The organism is Paenibacillus sp. FSL H3-0457, from assembly GCF_037981725.1.
Taxonomy (GTDB): domain Bacteria; phylum Bacillota; class Bacilli; order Paenibacillales; family Paenibacillaceae; genus Paenibacillus; species Paenibacillus amylolyticus.
In genome coordinates, this window is the sequence record NZ_CP150283.1 from 3,999,098 (window position 1) to 4,013,499 (window position 14,402).

General features: G+C 44.6%; 17 protein-coding genes and 1 riboswitch. Of the genes, 3 read left to right on the top strand and 14 right to left on the bottom strand.

The genetic code is table 11. The annotated features are described in order from the left end of the window. Positions 1-45 precede the first annotated feature (45 nt). Entirely contained in the window at positions 46-1,113 is a 1,068-nt protein-coding gene (gene pdhA, locus MHH25_RS17665; protein ID WP_017688072.1) for a pyruvate dehydrogenase (acetyl-transferring) E1 component subunit alpha, read from the bottom strand. Between the two features lie 256 nt (positions 1,114-1,369). Between pdhA and MHH25_RS17670 the strand changes: the two genes are divergently transcribed. Then, positions 1,370-2,104: an alpha/beta hydrolase-fold protein gene (locus MHH25_RS17670; protein ID WP_307411434.1), complete on the top strand. Its 735-nt coding sequence runs from the start codon at positions 1,370-1,372 to the stop codon at positions 2,102-2,104. A gap of 165 nt (positions 2,105-2,269) precedes the next feature. Here the strand turns inward: MHH25_RS17670 and MHH25_RS17675 are convergent, their stop codons facing one another. Next, on the bottom strand, positions 2,270-2,740 hold the full coding sequence (locus MHH25_RS17675; RefSeq protein ID WP_340017676.1) for a low molecular weight protein-tyrosine-phosphatase: 471 nt from the start codon (positions 2,738-2,740) through the stop codon (positions 2,270-2,272). Between the two features lies 1 nt (position 2,741). Further along, positions 2,742-3,443, bottom strand: a complete 702-nt coding sequence (locus tag MHH25_RS17680; RefSeq protein ID WP_340017677.1) for a trimeric intracellular cation channel family protein — start codon at positions 3,441-3,443, stop codon at positions 2,742-2,744. A 182-nt stretch (positions 3,444-3,625) separates the two neighbouring features. Here MHH25_RS17680 and MHH25_RS17685 point away from each other — a divergent pair, with 182 nt between their 5' ends. Beyond that, the gene (locus tag MHH25_RS17685) at positions 3,626-4,267 is read left to right on the top strand and encodes a thiamine diphosphokinase (RefSeq protein ID WP_340017679.1); all 642 of its coding nucleotides are present in this window, start codon (positions 3,626-3,628) and stop codon (positions 4,265-4,267) included. Between the two features lie 296 nt (positions 4,268-4,563). Then, entirely contained in the window at positions 4,564-5,064 is a 501-nt protein-coding gene (locus MHH25_RS17690) for a C40 family peptidase (RefSeq protein ID WP_253509110.1), read from the top strand. Positions 5,065-5,173: 109 nt separating this feature from the next. Here MHH25_RS17690 and MHH25_RS17695 read toward each other — a convergent pair whose 3' ends face one another. The 11 genes from MHH25_RS17695 to MHH25_RS17745 all read right to left on the bottom strand — a co-directional run bounded on the left by MHH25_RS17695 (position 5,174) and on the right by MHH25_RS17745 (position 14,378). Further along, complete coding sequence (locus MHH25_RS17695; RefSeq protein ID WP_340017680.1) at positions 5,174-5,878, bottom strand: response regulator transcription factor; 705 nt, start codon at positions 5,876-5,878, stop codon at positions 5,174-5,176. 119 nt (positions 5,879-5,997) lie between these two features. Further along, entirely contained in the window at positions 5,998-7,047 is a 1,050-nt protein-coding gene (locus MHH25_RS17700; RefSeq protein WP_253509114.1) for a ThiF family adenylyltransferase, read from the bottom strand. Continuing rightward, on the bottom strand, positions 7,044-7,811 hold the full coding sequence (locus MHH25_RS17705) for a thiazole synthase (RefSeq protein ID WP_340020520.1): 768 nt from the start codon (positions 7,809-7,811) through the stop codon (positions 7,044-7,046). The genes MHH25_RS17700 and MHH25_RS17705 overlap by 4 nt, the downstream gene beginning before the upstream one ends. Positions 7,812-7,813: 2 nt before the next feature. Continuing rightward, positions 7,814-8,017 carry a sulfur carrier protein ThiS gene (gene thiS, locus MHH25_RS17710; RefSeq protein ID WP_340017681.1) on the bottom strand — a complete coding sequence of 68 codons (204 nt, stop codon included), beginning with the start codon at positions 8,015-8,017 and terminating at the stop codon, positions 7,814-7,816. Beyond that, positions 8,014-9,180 carry a glycine oxidase ThiO gene (gene thiO / locus MHH25_RS17715; RefSeq protein ID WP_340017682.1) on the bottom strand — a complete coding sequence of 389 codons (1,167 nt, stop codon included), beginning with the start codon at positions 9,178-9,180 and terminating at the stop codon, positions 8,014-8,016. Before thiO ends, thiS begins: the two co-directional genes overlap by 4 nt. Before the next feature lie 17 nt (positions 9,181-9,197). Next, on the bottom strand, positions 9,198-9,860 hold the full coding sequence (locus MHH25_RS17720) for a thiamine phosphate synthase (protein ID WP_340017683.1): 663 nt from the start codon (positions 9,858-9,860) through the stop codon (positions 9,198-9,200). Positions 9,861-10,086: 226 nt separating this feature from the next. After that, positions 10,087-10,196: riboswitch (TPP riboswitch) on the bottom strand. Positions 10,197-10,270: 74 nt separating this feature from the next. After that, positions 10,271-11,821, bottom strand: coding sequence for an ABC-F family ATP-binding cassette domain-containing protein (locus MHH25_RS17725; protein ID WP_036613631.1), 1,551 nt, complete (start codon positions 11,819-11,821; stop codon positions 10,271-10,273). Positions 11,822-11,959: 138 nt separating this feature from the next. Next, on the bottom strand, positions 11,960-12,943 hold the full coding sequence (locus MHH25_RS17730; RefSeq protein WP_340017684.1) for a hypothetical protein: 984 nt from the start codon (positions 12,941-12,943) through the stop codon (positions 11,960-11,962). Further along, positions 12,930-13,481 carry a hypothetical protein gene (locus MHH25_RS17735; RefSeq protein ID WP_340017685.1) on the bottom strand — a complete coding sequence of 184 codons (552 nt, stop codon included), beginning with the start codon at positions 13,479-13,481 and terminating at the stop codon, positions 12,930-12,932. The genes MHH25_RS17730 and MHH25_RS17735 overlap by 14 nt, the downstream gene beginning before the upstream one ends. Beyond that, positions 13,478-13,876, bottom strand: coding sequence for a hypothetical protein (locus MHH25_RS17740; RefSeq protein ID WP_047843388.1), 399 nt, complete (start codon positions 13,874-13,876; stop codon positions 13,478-13,480). The genes MHH25_RS17735 and MHH25_RS17740 overlap by 4 nt, the downstream gene beginning before the upstream one ends. A 16-nt stretch (positions 13,877-13,892) precedes the next feature. After that, the gene (locus MHH25_RS17745) at positions 13,893-14,378 is read right to left on the bottom strand and encodes a hypothetical protein (RefSeq protein ID WP_036673846.1); all 486 of its coding nucleotides are present in this window, start codon (positions 14,376-14,378) and stop codon (positions 13,893-13,895) included. Positions 14,379-14,402: the final 24 nt, after the last annotated feature.

Sequence of the window (14,402 nt, forward strand, 5' to 3'; positions counted from 1 at the left end):
CCGGGACATTAAAGTCGCGGATGTTTATGCTTTATCGGAAAAAACTTATTGGAAATCAGCTTTTTGCTCTTCCAAGTGCTTAGGCGTTTGTTCGAACATGCTGTCGATCAAGCCTGAAATCGTCATTTTCTCGGTTTTTTCCGCTTTTTTGATCTCTTCATTTACTTTAGCTTTTGCTTCTTCTTTCACACGTGCTGTATCTTCTTCAGTCCAAAGACCTTTTTTCTCCAGATATTTAGCGAAACGTGCGATAGGATCTTTAGCAGACCATTCTGCCTCTTCTTCTTTTGTACGATACTTGGAAGCATCATCCGAAAGGGAGTGAGGACGGAAACGGTAAGTTACTGCTTCGATCAATGTTGCGCCTTCTCCGTTACGTCCACGCTCAGCAGCTTCCTGAACAGCTTTGATAACAGCGAAGATGTCCATACCGTCAACTTTAACACCTTTGATACCTGCTGCTACCGCTTTGTGAGCGATGGAAAGAGCTGCAGTTTGTTTAGCAAAAGGAGTAGTGATGGCATAACCATTGTTTTGTACAAAGAAGATAACAGGCAGTTTGTATACACCAGCGTAGTTCAGACCTTCATAGAAGTCACCTTCAGAAGAACCGCCATCACCTGTGTACGTGATAACAACTTGTTTTTGTTTCTTCAATTTGTAACCCATAGCGATACCCATTGCATGCAGAATTTGTGCACCAATGATGATTTGTGGCATCAATACATTAACGCCATCTGGAATTTGTCCACCATGTTGGTGTCCACGGGAGTACAAGAATGCTTGATAAAGAGGAAGTCCGTGCCATACGAGTTGCGGAATGTCACGATAGCCAGGACATACAAAGTCTTCTTTTTCAATTGCAAATTCACTACCAACCATTGTCGCTTCTTGACCAGATACTGGAGCATAGAAACCAAGACGACCTTGACGGCCCAAGTTTACTGCACGGTCATCCCAAGTACGGGTAAATACCATGCGGTACATAATTTCTTTTAATTGATCATCGGAAAGTGTAGGCATCATGTCTTTGTTAACAATTTCGCCGTCAGGAGACAGCACGGACAGAGCTTCTACATCCTCTGTATACACTTCATAAGGAACCTTGCTCATTTTTTTCTTCACCTCAACAAAAAATTTGAATATCAAGTTCCGCTGTTATAATATTATTATACACCTGTTTCACTCCATACGTCAAAGAAATCCGTAATTTTTTTATGTTTCCTACCGGATTGTATGTATAACAGGGGCTTAATATTGGTATAACAGCATAATACATGATTGCGTGTTTGACCTAACCCCGCACAAGGGTAATCTTACCGTATTGCGCGGTCGAATGCAAAAAATTAACCGAGAAAGGTGACGTTTTATGACGGATTCCCGCTATTTGAAACGCACGATTGTGAAGGAAGAGATTGAAAGTCGCTATCTCGGAGAGAAGCGAACGCTCCGTATTTACCTTCCTCCGGGCTATAACGAATTGCTTAGCTACCCTGTCGTTTATTGTCAGGATGGCGAAGAATTTTTTAATTTCGGACGAATTGCTACAACAGCAAACCAAATTATTCTGGACGAAGGAGCCGAACCTTTCATTATTGTAGGGGTTCAGGTCGATGTGTCCGTGAGAACGAAGGAATATGCTCCATTTGGAGATCGGTTCAAGGCATATACCGCTTGCTTCGCTGAAGAGATTATTCCCTATATAGAAGAGAAATATCCTGTGCGTCCATCTCCGCAGGAACGCATTCTTGCCGGAGACTCGCTCGGTGGCAGTGTTTCGCTTCATCTTGCTCTGTTATATCCGGATCTGTTCACACGTGTGATCAGCATGTCTGGCGCCTTCTACTCTGCTTCACAGGAAATCTATGCCGCAGCTGAAGATCTGTCTTGGCTCTCGATCTGGATGATCGTTGGTTTGCAGGAGACTGATTTCGAAGCAGACACAGGTACGTATGATTTTGTTCAATTAAACCGGGATACTCGAGAATTGCTGGAAAAACGTGGTGCCCTCGTCTCCTACCAGGAGAAAGACGGAAAACACCAATGGGGTTTTTGGCAGAAGGAATTGCCCGAAGCATTACTTTATTTTCTTCAGGAAAGATAAAAGGACCACTTTAACAGGCGGCTGAAATGCCGCTATTGTTTTTTATTTTAATGATACCGCTTACAATTGTAACCTGAAAAAGAAGCAGGATATCCTGCTTGCTTTAAGTGCTCTACTCCTGCTTCTTTGTCGAATTACAAATTAAGCATGAATTTCGTTTACCTTTTAGGCTAAGGAATGTTCCGCTTCAATCTTTCTCAACAGAACATCGCAGCCTGCGTTAACCAGCTCGTACACCTCTTCAAAATTGCCTGTGTAATATGGGTCAGGTACTTCTCTGAGTTTTTCCTCGGGAAGCATGTCCATGAACTTGATGATGTCCGCCTCAGCTCCGCCTGGAACGTTGCGCACATTATCTGCATTGGAATTATCCATACACACAATGTAATCAAATTGAGTAAAGTCTTCGCTGGCGAACTGTCTTGCTGCCATGTTGGTATAAGAAATCTGGTACGAATCCAGCAATTTTCGAGTCCCTTCATGCGGAGGTTTACCAACATGCCAGTCCCCTGTACCCGCTGAGTCCACACGAATCTGGTGTTCAAGCCGCTTCTCCAGGACTTTGTGACGCAAAACGGCTTCAGCCATTGGTGATCTACATATATTACCCAGACATACAAACAAAACATTAATCATATTAATCCCCCTTGCTTAACGTACGTTGAAGTACCGACGATGTTGGCTGTGTCACAATGTTCTCCGGCTGAGGACTGACGTTTCCGGTCTCAGATCGTACGAGCGAACGACGTGGCAGTTTCCATTTATAATGTACAGAGCACATCCGGAAGAACACAACGGCCGCAAAACAAAATAATAATCCAGCATTCGTTGTTAACCAACCCATACCTATAACAAAACCGGCTGTCATTGCCCATACAGCATAGATTTCGTCACGCAATACAAGCGGTTTACGTCCAGCAAGCACATCACGAATAACGCCTCCGCCAATGCCGGTCATTACTGCTGCAACGATAACTGCGCTAATGGGATGTCCCATGTTCGCCGCGTACAGCGCCCCTTGAATTGCAAATGCTGCGAGTCCGATTGCATCAAACAACGCCTCTGTTCGCTTCCAGTGACTAATCCACTTGAGAGGTAATATAAACGCAATTGCTACAGATACTAAGGCTAACATAATAAGTGATCCCTGACTCCATAGTGTCGTTACAGGTATACCTATAAGTACATTCCGGATAATCCCGCCTCCGAATGCCGTGACAAGTCCAAGCACTAGTACACCCAGAATGTCATACTCCTCTTCCATTGCCACGAAAGCGCCGGACATTGCAAACGCGATAGTGCCTATAATGCTGAATACTTCAAAAATGTGTAAGTCCAACCTGTTCAAACCTCACTTTTCAAGTCATCTCCATGTCGCTCTACCCATTGTATCCGCGAGCACTGAAATTGTGCAACCACATTTTGTGGATTATACTGGTTTGGTGAATATATTTGTACAGGTTCCAACATTATATTTGGACTATGAACTATTTTTCTCTGAATTAGGAAGGATGAAATAAAATGACGGCGAAACGGATTATTATTTTTACAGGCGGAAACTTATCTGTAGAATTACTTCAGGAAATACGAGAAGATGATATGATCATCGCGGCCGATCGCGGTGCATTATTTTTAATTGAACATGGCATTCAGCCACACATTTCAGTTGGTGACTTCGACTCCATTAATGAAGACGAACGTATTATTGTAAGTAACAATAGCATTCGATTCATTACATGTGACCCTGTTCATAAAGATCTTACTGATACAGAAATGGCTTTTGAGACAGCGCTAGATTACGAACCATCTCACATCTTAATGTTAGGTGCTACAGGTACACGTATGGATCACACACTCGCCAATGTACATATCATGGTTCGCGCGATGCAGCATCATATCTCCTGTGCCATTCAGGACAAGCACAACTACATGACACTGACCACATCCAAAGCTGAAGTTGAGCACCGTGACTATAAATATGTTTCTCTGCTCCCCTTGACTCATGAAGTTACAGGAATAACTCTAGATGGTTTTATGTATCCACTAGATCAAGCCACCATACGCATGGGACAATCCTTGGGTGTAAGCAATCAGCTCTTAGGCTCCTCCGGTACAGTCACTATCGATAGCGGCTTATTACTGATTATTCAGAGCAAAGATTGAATCTACTCGTATGCTTTATAGTTATTTATTACGTTTTTGTAACCAGTGATTCAATGAAGTAAATAGGTTCACACATAATAAAGACCCTTGATATTCAAGGGTCTTTGTTGATTCATCTTTATTCTTCATTCGTCAATGATTAATTTTTTGACATTTTTAATCATATTTTAATAAACATACCCAAACCAATGTGGCGCAAGGGATTACACTCCCCTATCCAATTTCTAGGCTGTTACAAAGCTGTTATACTCGCTCTAGCAACTTAACGAAAACGAATTTTGGAGGTACTAACTAACATGAAAACAAACATCTTTGTCCAAAAGGCCGTAACCGTCGGGTTGTGCGCTACACTAGGTTTTGGAGCTGTACTAATGACTAACGCACCTGTTGCACAGGCAGCAACTGCTTCTGTATCCACAGGTCAACAGATTGTTAACTATGGCAAAAAATTCACTGGAACTCCATATAAATTTGGTGCTTCAACTTCAACAACCAAGGTTTTTGACTGCTCTTCTTTTATGAAATATATTTTCAAAAAGTATGGTGTAGATTTGCCGCGCACTTCCGTGAAACAATCCAAAGAAGGTAAAGCTGTGTCTAAAGCTAATCTGCGTGTCGGAGATCTGGTATTCTTCTCCAGTGGTAGCCGTTCTACCGGTTCCAATGTCACTCACGTAGGCGTTTATGCGGGAAATGGTAAGATTCTGCATACGTATGGATCTCCAGGCGTAACCCTCTCTGATCTGGACTCTGGTACTTGGAAGAGAACGTATGTTAAAGCTCGTCGTGTACTTTAGAATCACATCATAGCTAATGAGTAAGGACCGGAGGTTACTATCCGGTCTTTTATTTTTACCCTCTTTTTGCCACACTCTAACTGGTGATTCATGGAACTAACTTCGTAATCTAATTTTTATCATGCAACATATAACCGATCCCACGCACAGTATGAATCAGTTTCACACTTCTTCCCTTATCCACCTTAACCCTCAGATGTTTGATATACACATCCACAACGTTGGTATCCATCGCATATTCATATCCCCATACTTCTCGCAAAATATCACTCCGGGTACATACTTCATTCACATGCAGGGCCAGGAATTCCAGCAATTCGTATTCTTTTGGCGTTAATGTCAGGTATTCACCCGCACGATTTACCCGCCTCGAACGCAAATTAACTTTAAGATCATGGACTACAATTACTTCTTCACCCTCTGGTGTTGCATTCGCAAAAACACGCAATAAATTTCGTATTCTGGCAAGCATCACGGTTAAGTGGATAGGTTCCTCCATCACGTCATTAGCTCCATAATCCAGCCATTCCACGATGAACTGAGGAGATGCATTTGAAGTAATAACCAGTAGAGGTATAACCTGACCTTTATCTAACCATCGTTTTAATTCTAATTTCTGATCCTGGCCACAATGTTTCGTCCCCTCTTCCGGGTCTACCAGGATGATCAGGTTAATATGCAACAACGAAGGCTCGACGGATTGGTTTAGTTCGGACCACTCCATTCGTTGCACCTCATACCCTTCGCTACATAAAACATCCTGAATAAGGCTGACCTGCTCTCCTGCTCCAATCAGCAAAATGGCTGTTTTCACTCTTTTTCACCCGGCCTGTCTCTATCCCCACTGCTCGCAGCAATGGTTGGTACAGATAGCATGCCGTAAAATGAAAAAGTCCATTCCCTCAAGGGAACAGACTTTGCATCTTTCATGCTTTAACCAAAGTAGCGATGGACGAGCGTACGTGCTTCAGCTGTGTCTTTTGTTCCATGTACGAGGACACGTCCATCTTGGAAAATAACCATTCTATGGACTCCTGTTGTAAAAGAAACCAGAAACGGATTGGATTCCACTTTTCCTTCTTGAAGTCTATCCAGACGTTCCGCTGTATGTTGAAGATCCAGATTCATGCGCCGTGCAGGTCGGATCTGAACGGTGTCCCTGCCACACAACACATCGGTTTTCTCCAGATTGGACGCAGAAAGATATGGATACGTTGCCGAAGTACCGCAGGAAGGACAGTCTTTCTTTTTCGCACCATCCACATTGATGGATATGTATTCGTTCCTCCACACGTCAAATGACAATAACTTACGTCTCAATGCATTTGCATTGCCACTAAGTAACTTCATCGCTTCTGCGGTCTGATTCGCCGTTACCATCTGTACCGCTTGAGGTATGATGCCAGACGTATCACAGGTATCTCCACCCAGAGGGACTTCACCCAGCAAACAATTTAAACATGGCGTATCTCCGGGCATAAACGTATAGGTAATACCATAACTACCTACGCATCCACCATAAATCCAGGGAATACGGTGTTTCTGTGCCATATCGTTAATGAGTAGTCGGGTATCAAAGTTATCCGTTGCATCCATGATCAAGTCTGTATGCTGAACGAGTTCTTCCAACTCATCTACTCTGACGTCCAACACTTTCCCTTCCACATGAACCGTGGAATTAATGGCAGATAAACGTTTTTCCGCCGCCATTGCCTTCGGTATCCGCTCAAGCGCGTCCTGTTCTACATATAATTGCTGCCGCTGCAGGTTACTCCACTCCACATAATCACGATCCACAATCGTTAAGTGTCCGACTCCTGAACGAACTAACGTTTCTGCAATTCCTGTTCCGAGTGCACCAGCGCCTACAATTAAAACTCTGCTGCCCTTTAATCTGGCCTGGCCTTCCTTGCCAAGTGGCGCGTACCGTTCCTGTCTGGAATAACGATCGGCCTGCTCGGAAGATGTTATTTGATCTGTCATGTATGAACCATTCCTTCCACCGGACTACTGGCTGCTGCATAACGCTTTACGGGAATCATGCCTGCCTCATATGCCAATCTACCCGCTTCTACCCCCAATCGCATAGCTTTAGCCATGCTCACTGGATCCCCTGATCCGGATACGGCTGTATTTAACAATACGCCATCGGCACCAAGTTCCATCGCATAAGCAGCATCTTTTGGGGAGCGCAATCCTGCATCCACAATTACAGCTACAACGGCCTGCTCAATGATGATCTCAAGGTTATAGGGATTGATGATACCTCTACCAGCTCCGATGGGAGAAGCGCCAGGCATTACAGCATGTACGCCAAGCAATTGTAGCCTTTTGGCCAGAATGACATCATCCGAAATATAAGGCAATACCGTGAAGCCCTTTTCCAGCAAAATTTCGCAAGCCTTGTACGTTTCAATCGGATCTGGGAGTAACGTCATTCCATCTCCGATGACTTCGACTTTTATCATATCACAAAGTCCTGAAGCCCGCGCAAGCTCGGCAATCCGCACCGCCTCTTCCGCAGTGGAAGCCCCTGCCGTATTCGGAAGAAGTGTGTATTTATCCAGATCCAACGTATCCAGGAAATGCTTCTGGTTACGCTCTTCCAGATTCAGACGACGAACAGCAAAGGTTAAAACTTCCGTTTCAGATGCTTCCACAGCCTGACTTTGCACTTCCAGATCCGAAAACTTACCTGTTCCAAGCAACAATCTGGACTCAAACGTATATTTACCAATGTTCAACATCATCAACCGCCTCCTACAAAATGTACAATCTCAATTCGATCGCCTTCTCTTAATGCTGTCGTTTCATGATACTCACGGGTTAAAATATGCTTGTTCAGCTCTACAACTACAGTCTTGACATGCAGGTCAAAAGATTGGAGCAATTTATCCACACGATTCAATCTGTCTTCAATCTCCATCCGTTGACCATTAACGATGATATTCACTGCACCACTCCCTTTCTATTCAATCGCTCAGGGGTCAGCGCCTCAATTCCGAGTTCTTCTGAGCTTTTGCCAGCGAGCAACTCAGCGATAAGCCTGCCTGTTATCGCACTAAGTAAGATACCGTTGCGGTAATGCCCAAAGGCGGCGAACAGCCCGGGTATACTCTTGCATGCACCTATATAAGGCAGTCCATCGGGAGTTGCCGGTCTCACGCCTGCCCACGCTCGTATAAATTGCGCTTCTTTCATCCCAGGCACCCAGTGGGTAGCCGCTGTGATCAGCTTCTGAACACCCTGTACAGAAACGTTCAGATCCGTTCTGCCTGGCAGACTGGTTGCCCCGAGCCAAACTTCGCCATTGGCTTTGGGAACAATATAGATATCCTCTGCATACACCGTTCTGTCAGGTCTGTACCCTGCATGTTCATCTGCGAACTGAACGGCGGCTATTTCACCTTTTACCGACCACACAGGCAAGCTCAGATTCACATGTCTCATCAACTCTTCACTCTGTAATCCAGCCGCTATAATGACATGTTTGCATCTCATCTCGCCGATCGATGTGTTGATCCCCTGCACGCCGTGTTCGTTTGCTTGCACACGTATATCCTGTATGTCCTCCATAACCTGTGCTCCCAATACTTGAGCGGATTCAGCATATGCCTTTGTTAGATGGACTGGAAGAATCTCACTCTCGTAAGGTCTGTAGTAGGCTCCATACGTATCTCTGTTAAGCCATGGTGCCTCCTGTTGCACAACGGAACGATCCCACCACACCTCATCAGCAGACAACGCAGACTTCCGATTATTCTTATAGCTGCTTAATTCACTGTATGAACGAAAAGGAGTTAGGAATCCATGGCGTTGCAGACCAACCTCTACATCACTGAGGGTAGCCATTAGTACCTTTTGCTCATGAAGTAACTGCCTGCTCTGCCTGGCAAGCTTAGCCATCAAAGGATGAGCAAAATCCTCACTGTCTGCCGCCAGCATTCCAGCAGCTGCGCAAGAAGTGCCTCCTGCAATCGCCGAACGATCTACCAGCAGTACATCCTGTCCACGGGAAGCAAGCTCATACGCAATGGCACAACCAACAACGCCTCCGCCTACAATAATCGTTTCTGCATGAATCTTATCCAATTTATCAGTAATGATCTTTTTCATCCTCTCATCTCCTTGATTCAGCGGCTCAAACTTTCTGTAGCAACGATAGCCTGCCTTAATGATTCAGCGGCCCGATCCGGGGAATCGCTCGCCCATACATTCGAAATCACAGCGACTCCCTGTGCGCCTGCAGAGCGAATAGCGTGAATGTTTCCCGGTTCGATGCCCCCAATCGCCATGACAGGAATGGAGACACCAGAGCACACTTCAGCCAGAGCATATAATCCTCTTGGTTCAAGATCAGGCTTACTGTTGGTTGAGTAGACATGCCCGAAGAAAAGGTAATCGGCTCCCCGTTCTTCAGCGATTTTTGCCTCATCGATTGAATGAACAGATACACCCAGACGAATTCGCTGGACATTACTTATAACAGCAGGGTTGTAGTTACGTATAGCCTCTTGCCCCCAATGCACACCGCCATAGATGTCATTCTGTGGTGGCAGTTCTGAACCATTGATAACGATGCGACAAGACGGAACGCCAACACCACGCAGACTTTCAGCCCAACCGATCTTTTGTTGCCACGAGAGTTGTTTCTCTCGTATATGGATGTAGTCCACCCATGGCCAAACGTCCTTTGCAGCTTTTACAAAAGATGCTTGAGTCCCTACACCCGTAGATACAACATGCAGTTCAAATGATCCGTGTACACGTTCATGAGAAATTACCGTACTGTTCATCTCCTTCCATGCGTGAATGCTATGAAAACACAAAAAAGCCACTCCCGTAGGGGAGTGGCTGCGTATTAATTATAGGACCAGATGACTGACTGATACATACAGTTCATTTCGTGCAATAAAGCTATAGACCTTATAGCCATAACGTTATACACGCAACTGCATGTTTCAATTTACTAAGCAAGACGGTTGAATTCTTTCGAATTGCCGTTTGCTCACGTCATTCACTGAAACGCGCTCGCCACTTCCCTACGCTGGTATGATCCAGATCAGGTGCAAAGGGTCCGGAATCGCATTCTTCCATCTCAGCCACATCGTGCGGCCCCCCTAGTGTTCATATGAAGTTGTAGCCTATGTTACCATAGAAGGATTTTTTTGTCACCGTTCATTTCTATTAGCGTTGCTTGAATTGTCTAATTTTTCTCAGACCATTCTTCAACATTCCATGTTTTGGTAACCCAACCCTCGTAGAAATCAGGTTCATGAGATACCAGCAACACCGTTCCCTTGAATTCTTGCAAGGCACGCTGTAACTCAGCTTTAGCTGTGACATCCAAATGGTTCGTCGGCTCATCGAATAGAATCCAGTTGCTTTCACGCATCAAGAGTTTGCATAGACGAACCTTGGCTTGCTCTCCACCACTCAGCATGTTAAGCGGACGGGTAATGTGCTCATTTTTCAACCCGCAGCGAGCGAGATGACCCCGGACCTCATTCTGGGTCAAATGTGAAAACTCATTCCAGACATCCTCAATCGGCGTGATATTTCCAGCACGAACTTCCTGCTCAAAATAGGCCGTTTCGAGATAATCTCCCAAAAAGGTCTTTCCACTGAGTGGAGATATTTTGCCCAAGATGGTTTTCAGCAGCGTCGATTTACCCACACCATTACAACCTACGATGGCAATTTTCTCACCACGTTCAATTGTCATTGTCATCTTAGGCAGCAAAGGATACGTATATCCAATTTCAAAATCAATGCCCTCAAAGACCGTTTTGCTACTCGCACGGGCATCCTTGAATTTGAACGTTGGTTTGGCCGCTTCATCTGGACGATCAATACGTTCAATTCTGTCCAGCTGTTTCTCCCGGCTCTTCGCTCGACCTGAAGTTGAAGCACGTGCCTTGTTACGCTGAATGAAATCTTCCTGCTTCTTGATGTACTCTTGCTGCTTCTCGTACGCATCAATATGCTGGGCTTTATTCATATCAGCCATCTCAAGGAACTTGTTATAGTTCGCTGCATATCTCGTTAATTTGGCAAATTCCAAATGATAAATGACATTTACTACTTCATTCATGAATTCCGTGTCATGGGAGATTAAGAGGAACGCATGAGGGTAGTCCTTCAGGTAACGTGACAACCATTCAATGTGCTCTACATCCAGATAGTTGGTCGGCTCATCCAGCAAAAGGGCTGTAGGTTTCTCAAGCAGAAGCTTGGCAAGAAGCACCTTGGTACGTTGCCCACCACTTAGAGCTGCGACATCCCGATCAAGACCAATTGCGGACAAACCAAGTCCATTGGCCATCTCTTCCACTTTTACGTCAATCAGATAAAAGTCGCCCTGTTCCAGTTGTTCCTGAATATCGCCCATCTCTTCCAGCAACTGCTCCAGCTTATCTGGATCTGCATCTGCCATCTGGTCCGTTATATTCATCATTTCTTTTTCTAATTCAAGCAACGGAAGGAATGCATCTTTAAGAACGTCACGAATGGTTTTGCCTGGGGTAAGCTTCGTGTGCTGATCCAGATATCCATAACGGACCTTAGGTGTCCATTCCACTTTTCCACTATCTTTAAGCAATTTACCGGTAAGGATGTTCATTAATGTGGATTTACCCACACCATTGGCACCAACAAGTCCTACGCGCTCTCCGGCAAGTAAACGAAACGATACATTTTTAAATAACGTGCGATCTCCAAAATTGTGACTTACGTTCTCTACTGACAATAAACTCATAAGATGAGGTTGCTCCTATCTATTAGACATTACTTTTGTTATTGTTCCGAAACCCTATTCTAGCACAGGTCCCGTCTTTTCTGAAAGTAATGTAAACAGTTCAGGAACCTCTTACATGATTTTATCATACAGGCTACCCTAACGATTAGAGCATTTATATTCGAAATAGCCTTGTGCAGCTGCTTGTCTTGCGTCTGTAAACACCTCTTCAGCACGGTAACCATTACCACATGTGGAGGGATAGTAGTACTTGATACCCGTTAAAGGATCTACCCCACCTACGATGGCCGTTTTCTTCACAAGTCTGCCTCCACCGATCGCATAATTGTTGATCTTTTGGTCACCCACACCTATACCTTGGATAAAGGCCATAATCCCTGTATCGTTAATGGAGTTGTACCAATCTTCCTGCGCAATCAGGGGCATCGTAAACGTATAGGAAATACCGTTCTTTCTGGCAAACTCATTATGGCGGTTAATCACATCAGCCAGATCATCCTGCACAGTAGTCACAATCCGGCTTTGTCTAACTTGCTCAAATACGCTGGTATTCTGAAGTAAAGGAATCTGAGAGCTAGCAGCGAGTTCTTTTTGGAATCCCTCAATCCATTTCCCTGCATTTGCGTCGTAGGCATATACGTAGTCGTCCAGTGTAAAGTTAATACTGTTACCATTAGAATCTGAATATGTATAAGGTTTCTTGGGACTCCATACTCGCTTGAAAGAATCTTCAAGGTTACCTGTCAACTCTGTTTCTGTGGACAACATATAAAAGCCGTCATAATCCAGAATAAGTACGGCAGGAATGTAATTAAACATGTTCCGAATAGCTGCGGGATCATCCTGAATCCCCATATTCAAAGCCATCGTCTGCGTAAATGTCAACAAGGCAAGTTCCTTATCGGCTTTAACAAACTTGGTTGAATCATAACCTGCTTCATCATTTTGTTTCTCATTCTGATGCATCACTGCACCTGCATCCATGACTGCAGTTTGAAGTACAGATCTGTATCGTTGGCCAAGATATTGAGCCTCCTCGGCATCTTGGGTATGGAGTGAGATGATCCAGAAGAGCGGGAAAAAGATCAGCACAAATACAATGGATAGCTCAGTAATCTTCATTGAGGACCATACCTCCGTATGTTACAAATACTGCTGAAGCCTGAGCCGTACCACTCAACCATTCACGAATGAGCATGGAAGGTGTACGATTTGTATTTTGGAGTGTCACGGTGAAAAAATCCCCTGTCGTCAACGTATATCTTCGGCCAGGATCATCAACCGGTATCACACCTGAGGATGGGAATAGTCTTTCTCGAATCTGAGCCGAATAATATCCATCCTGCACTACTTCATAGGTCCCGTTAAAACTGTTATTGTCCATCGGGTCTATATAGTGAGGTACATATTTCTTATGTAAATGTTCCATCGACACCTCATACACATTGCCCGTCTGGGCCAGTTGCCCCTCAAACTCAGCCAACATTCGAGGTGAAATATACCCTTTTGTTCGGACAGCATCAACAAAACGTGTTACATTCTGAACAGCCGTCATACGTGTTATATCATCCTGCCGATCGGCTGTTTCAGCAGCTGGGTACACATAGAGCAGAAGGACTGCGAGCAATACGGCAAGCAGCTTGGATGCGGCATTAATCAATTCACACTCGCCTCCTTCCAAAAAACAATCTTGAGCAGTTCTCCAGTTTCATTTCTTATAAACTCTGGTCTGTAGGTGGCATCGAGCTGGACAGGAATCGTCGCTGTTTTGCTGACAAGTGGATCGATCACATACGAAGTTCCATCTACCTCCACAGTAATGCCTGTGCCTGTCATCTGTCTCACGGTATGCAACACTTCCGCACCACTATACTGATACGGATTGGTGGTATGCAGTGTTGTTGTCAGCCGACCTTCCATGCCTGCTGTTGTCTGTACTCTGTCGTTCAAGGCCGCTGATAAAATCTTAACATTCTGTTGCCCGTACAGGCAGGCTGTCACAAACAGGACAACCGCCGTACAAAACAACATGAGATGCTGTGTATTCCGGGACATGTTAAACCAACTCCTGTCAGGATTGCTGGAAGATCAGCCCTCTTACCACGTTCGAACGGTCTTTTACGATAATGGCTTTGAATTTACCACTTGGATTGACATATTGATTTTCTTTTTCACTCATGGTCTGGTTAATAATCCCCACTTTATCGTCGGGTGCAATAACCGAGCCGTAGTCCGCATTATTGAGATCCTGTGAAATGTTTAATTGATTGCCGTACCATTGACCCGCTTTATTTTTACCTGTAATAACTTGAATACCGAACTGATCCTTGTCCGCATATTTACGCAGCGCATTCGTTACCTGTGATCCACTGATGGTTGTTCCGTCATATACCGTAAATGCAGCCTGGGACAACTCGGTTTGGATATCAGCAAAATTGTTCTGGGCCGTCTTGGTTGCCTCCTGAGCCGAAATAAACAACAGAACTACAATTGTGATCAAAGCGATTGTTAAGAATATCCCTGCTGCCACCTTTAAAGCGCTTGATGCATTGTTCATGATAAATCCTCCCAAGTTATAAGT

What these genes read in the sequence shown, in the direction of transcription:
- MHH25_RS17685 (WP_340017679.1), top strand. Translation starts at nt 3,626, where the DNA reads ATGACGGCGAAACGGATTATTATTTTTACAGGCGGAAACTTATCTGTA.
- MHH25_RS17690 (WP_253509110.1), top strand. Translation starts at nt 4,564, where the DNA reads ATGAAAACAAACATCTTTGTCCAAAAGGCCGTAACCGTCGGGTTGTGC.
- MHH25_RS17670 (WP_307411434.1), top strand. Translation starts at nt 1,370, where the DNA reads ATGACGGATTCCCGCTATTTGAAACGCACGATTGTGAAGGAAGAGATT.
- MHH25_RS17745 (WP_036673846.1), bottom strand. Translation starts at nt 14,378, where the DNA reads ATGAACAATGCATCAAGCGCTTTAAAGGTGGCAGCAGGGATATTCTTA.
- MHH25_RS17730 (WP_340017684.1), bottom strand. Translation starts at nt 12,943, where the DNA reads ATGAAGATTACTGAGCTATCCATTGTATTTGTGCTGATCTTTTTCCCG.
- MHH25_RS17740 (WP_047843388.1), bottom strand. Translation starts at nt 13,876, where the DNA reads ATGTCCCGGAATACACAGCATCTCATGTTGTTTTGTACGGCGGTTGTC.
- MHH25_RS17720 (WP_340017683.1), bottom strand. Translation starts at nt 9,860, where the DNA reads ATGAACAGTACGGTAATTTCTCATGAACGTGTACACGGATCATTTGAA.
- pdhA (WP_017688072.1), bottom strand. Translation starts at nt 1,113, where the DNA reads ATGAGCAAGGTTCCTTATGAAGTGTATACAGAGGATGTAGAAGCTCTG.
- thiO (WP_340017682.1), bottom strand. Translation starts at nt 9,180, where the DNA reads ATGAAAAAGATCATTACTGATAAATTGGATAAGATTCATGCAGAAACG.
- MHH25_RS17675 (WP_340017676.1), bottom strand. Translation starts at nt 2,740, where the DNA reads ATGATTAATGTTTTGTTTGTATGTCTGGGTAATATATGTAGATCACCA.
- MHH25_RS17725 (WP_036613631.1), bottom strand. Translation starts at nt 11,821, where the DNA reads ATGAGTTTATTGTCAGTAGAGAACGTAAGTCACAATTTTGGAGATCGC.
- MHH25_RS17700 (WP_253509114.1), bottom strand. Translation starts at nt 7,047, where the DNA reads ATGACAGATCAAATAACATCTTCCGAGCAGGCCGATCGTTATTCCAGA.
- MHH25_RS17705 (WP_340020520.1), bottom strand. Translation starts at nt 7,811, where the DNA reads ATGTTGAACATTGGTAAATATACGTTTGAGTCCAGATTGTTGCTTGGA.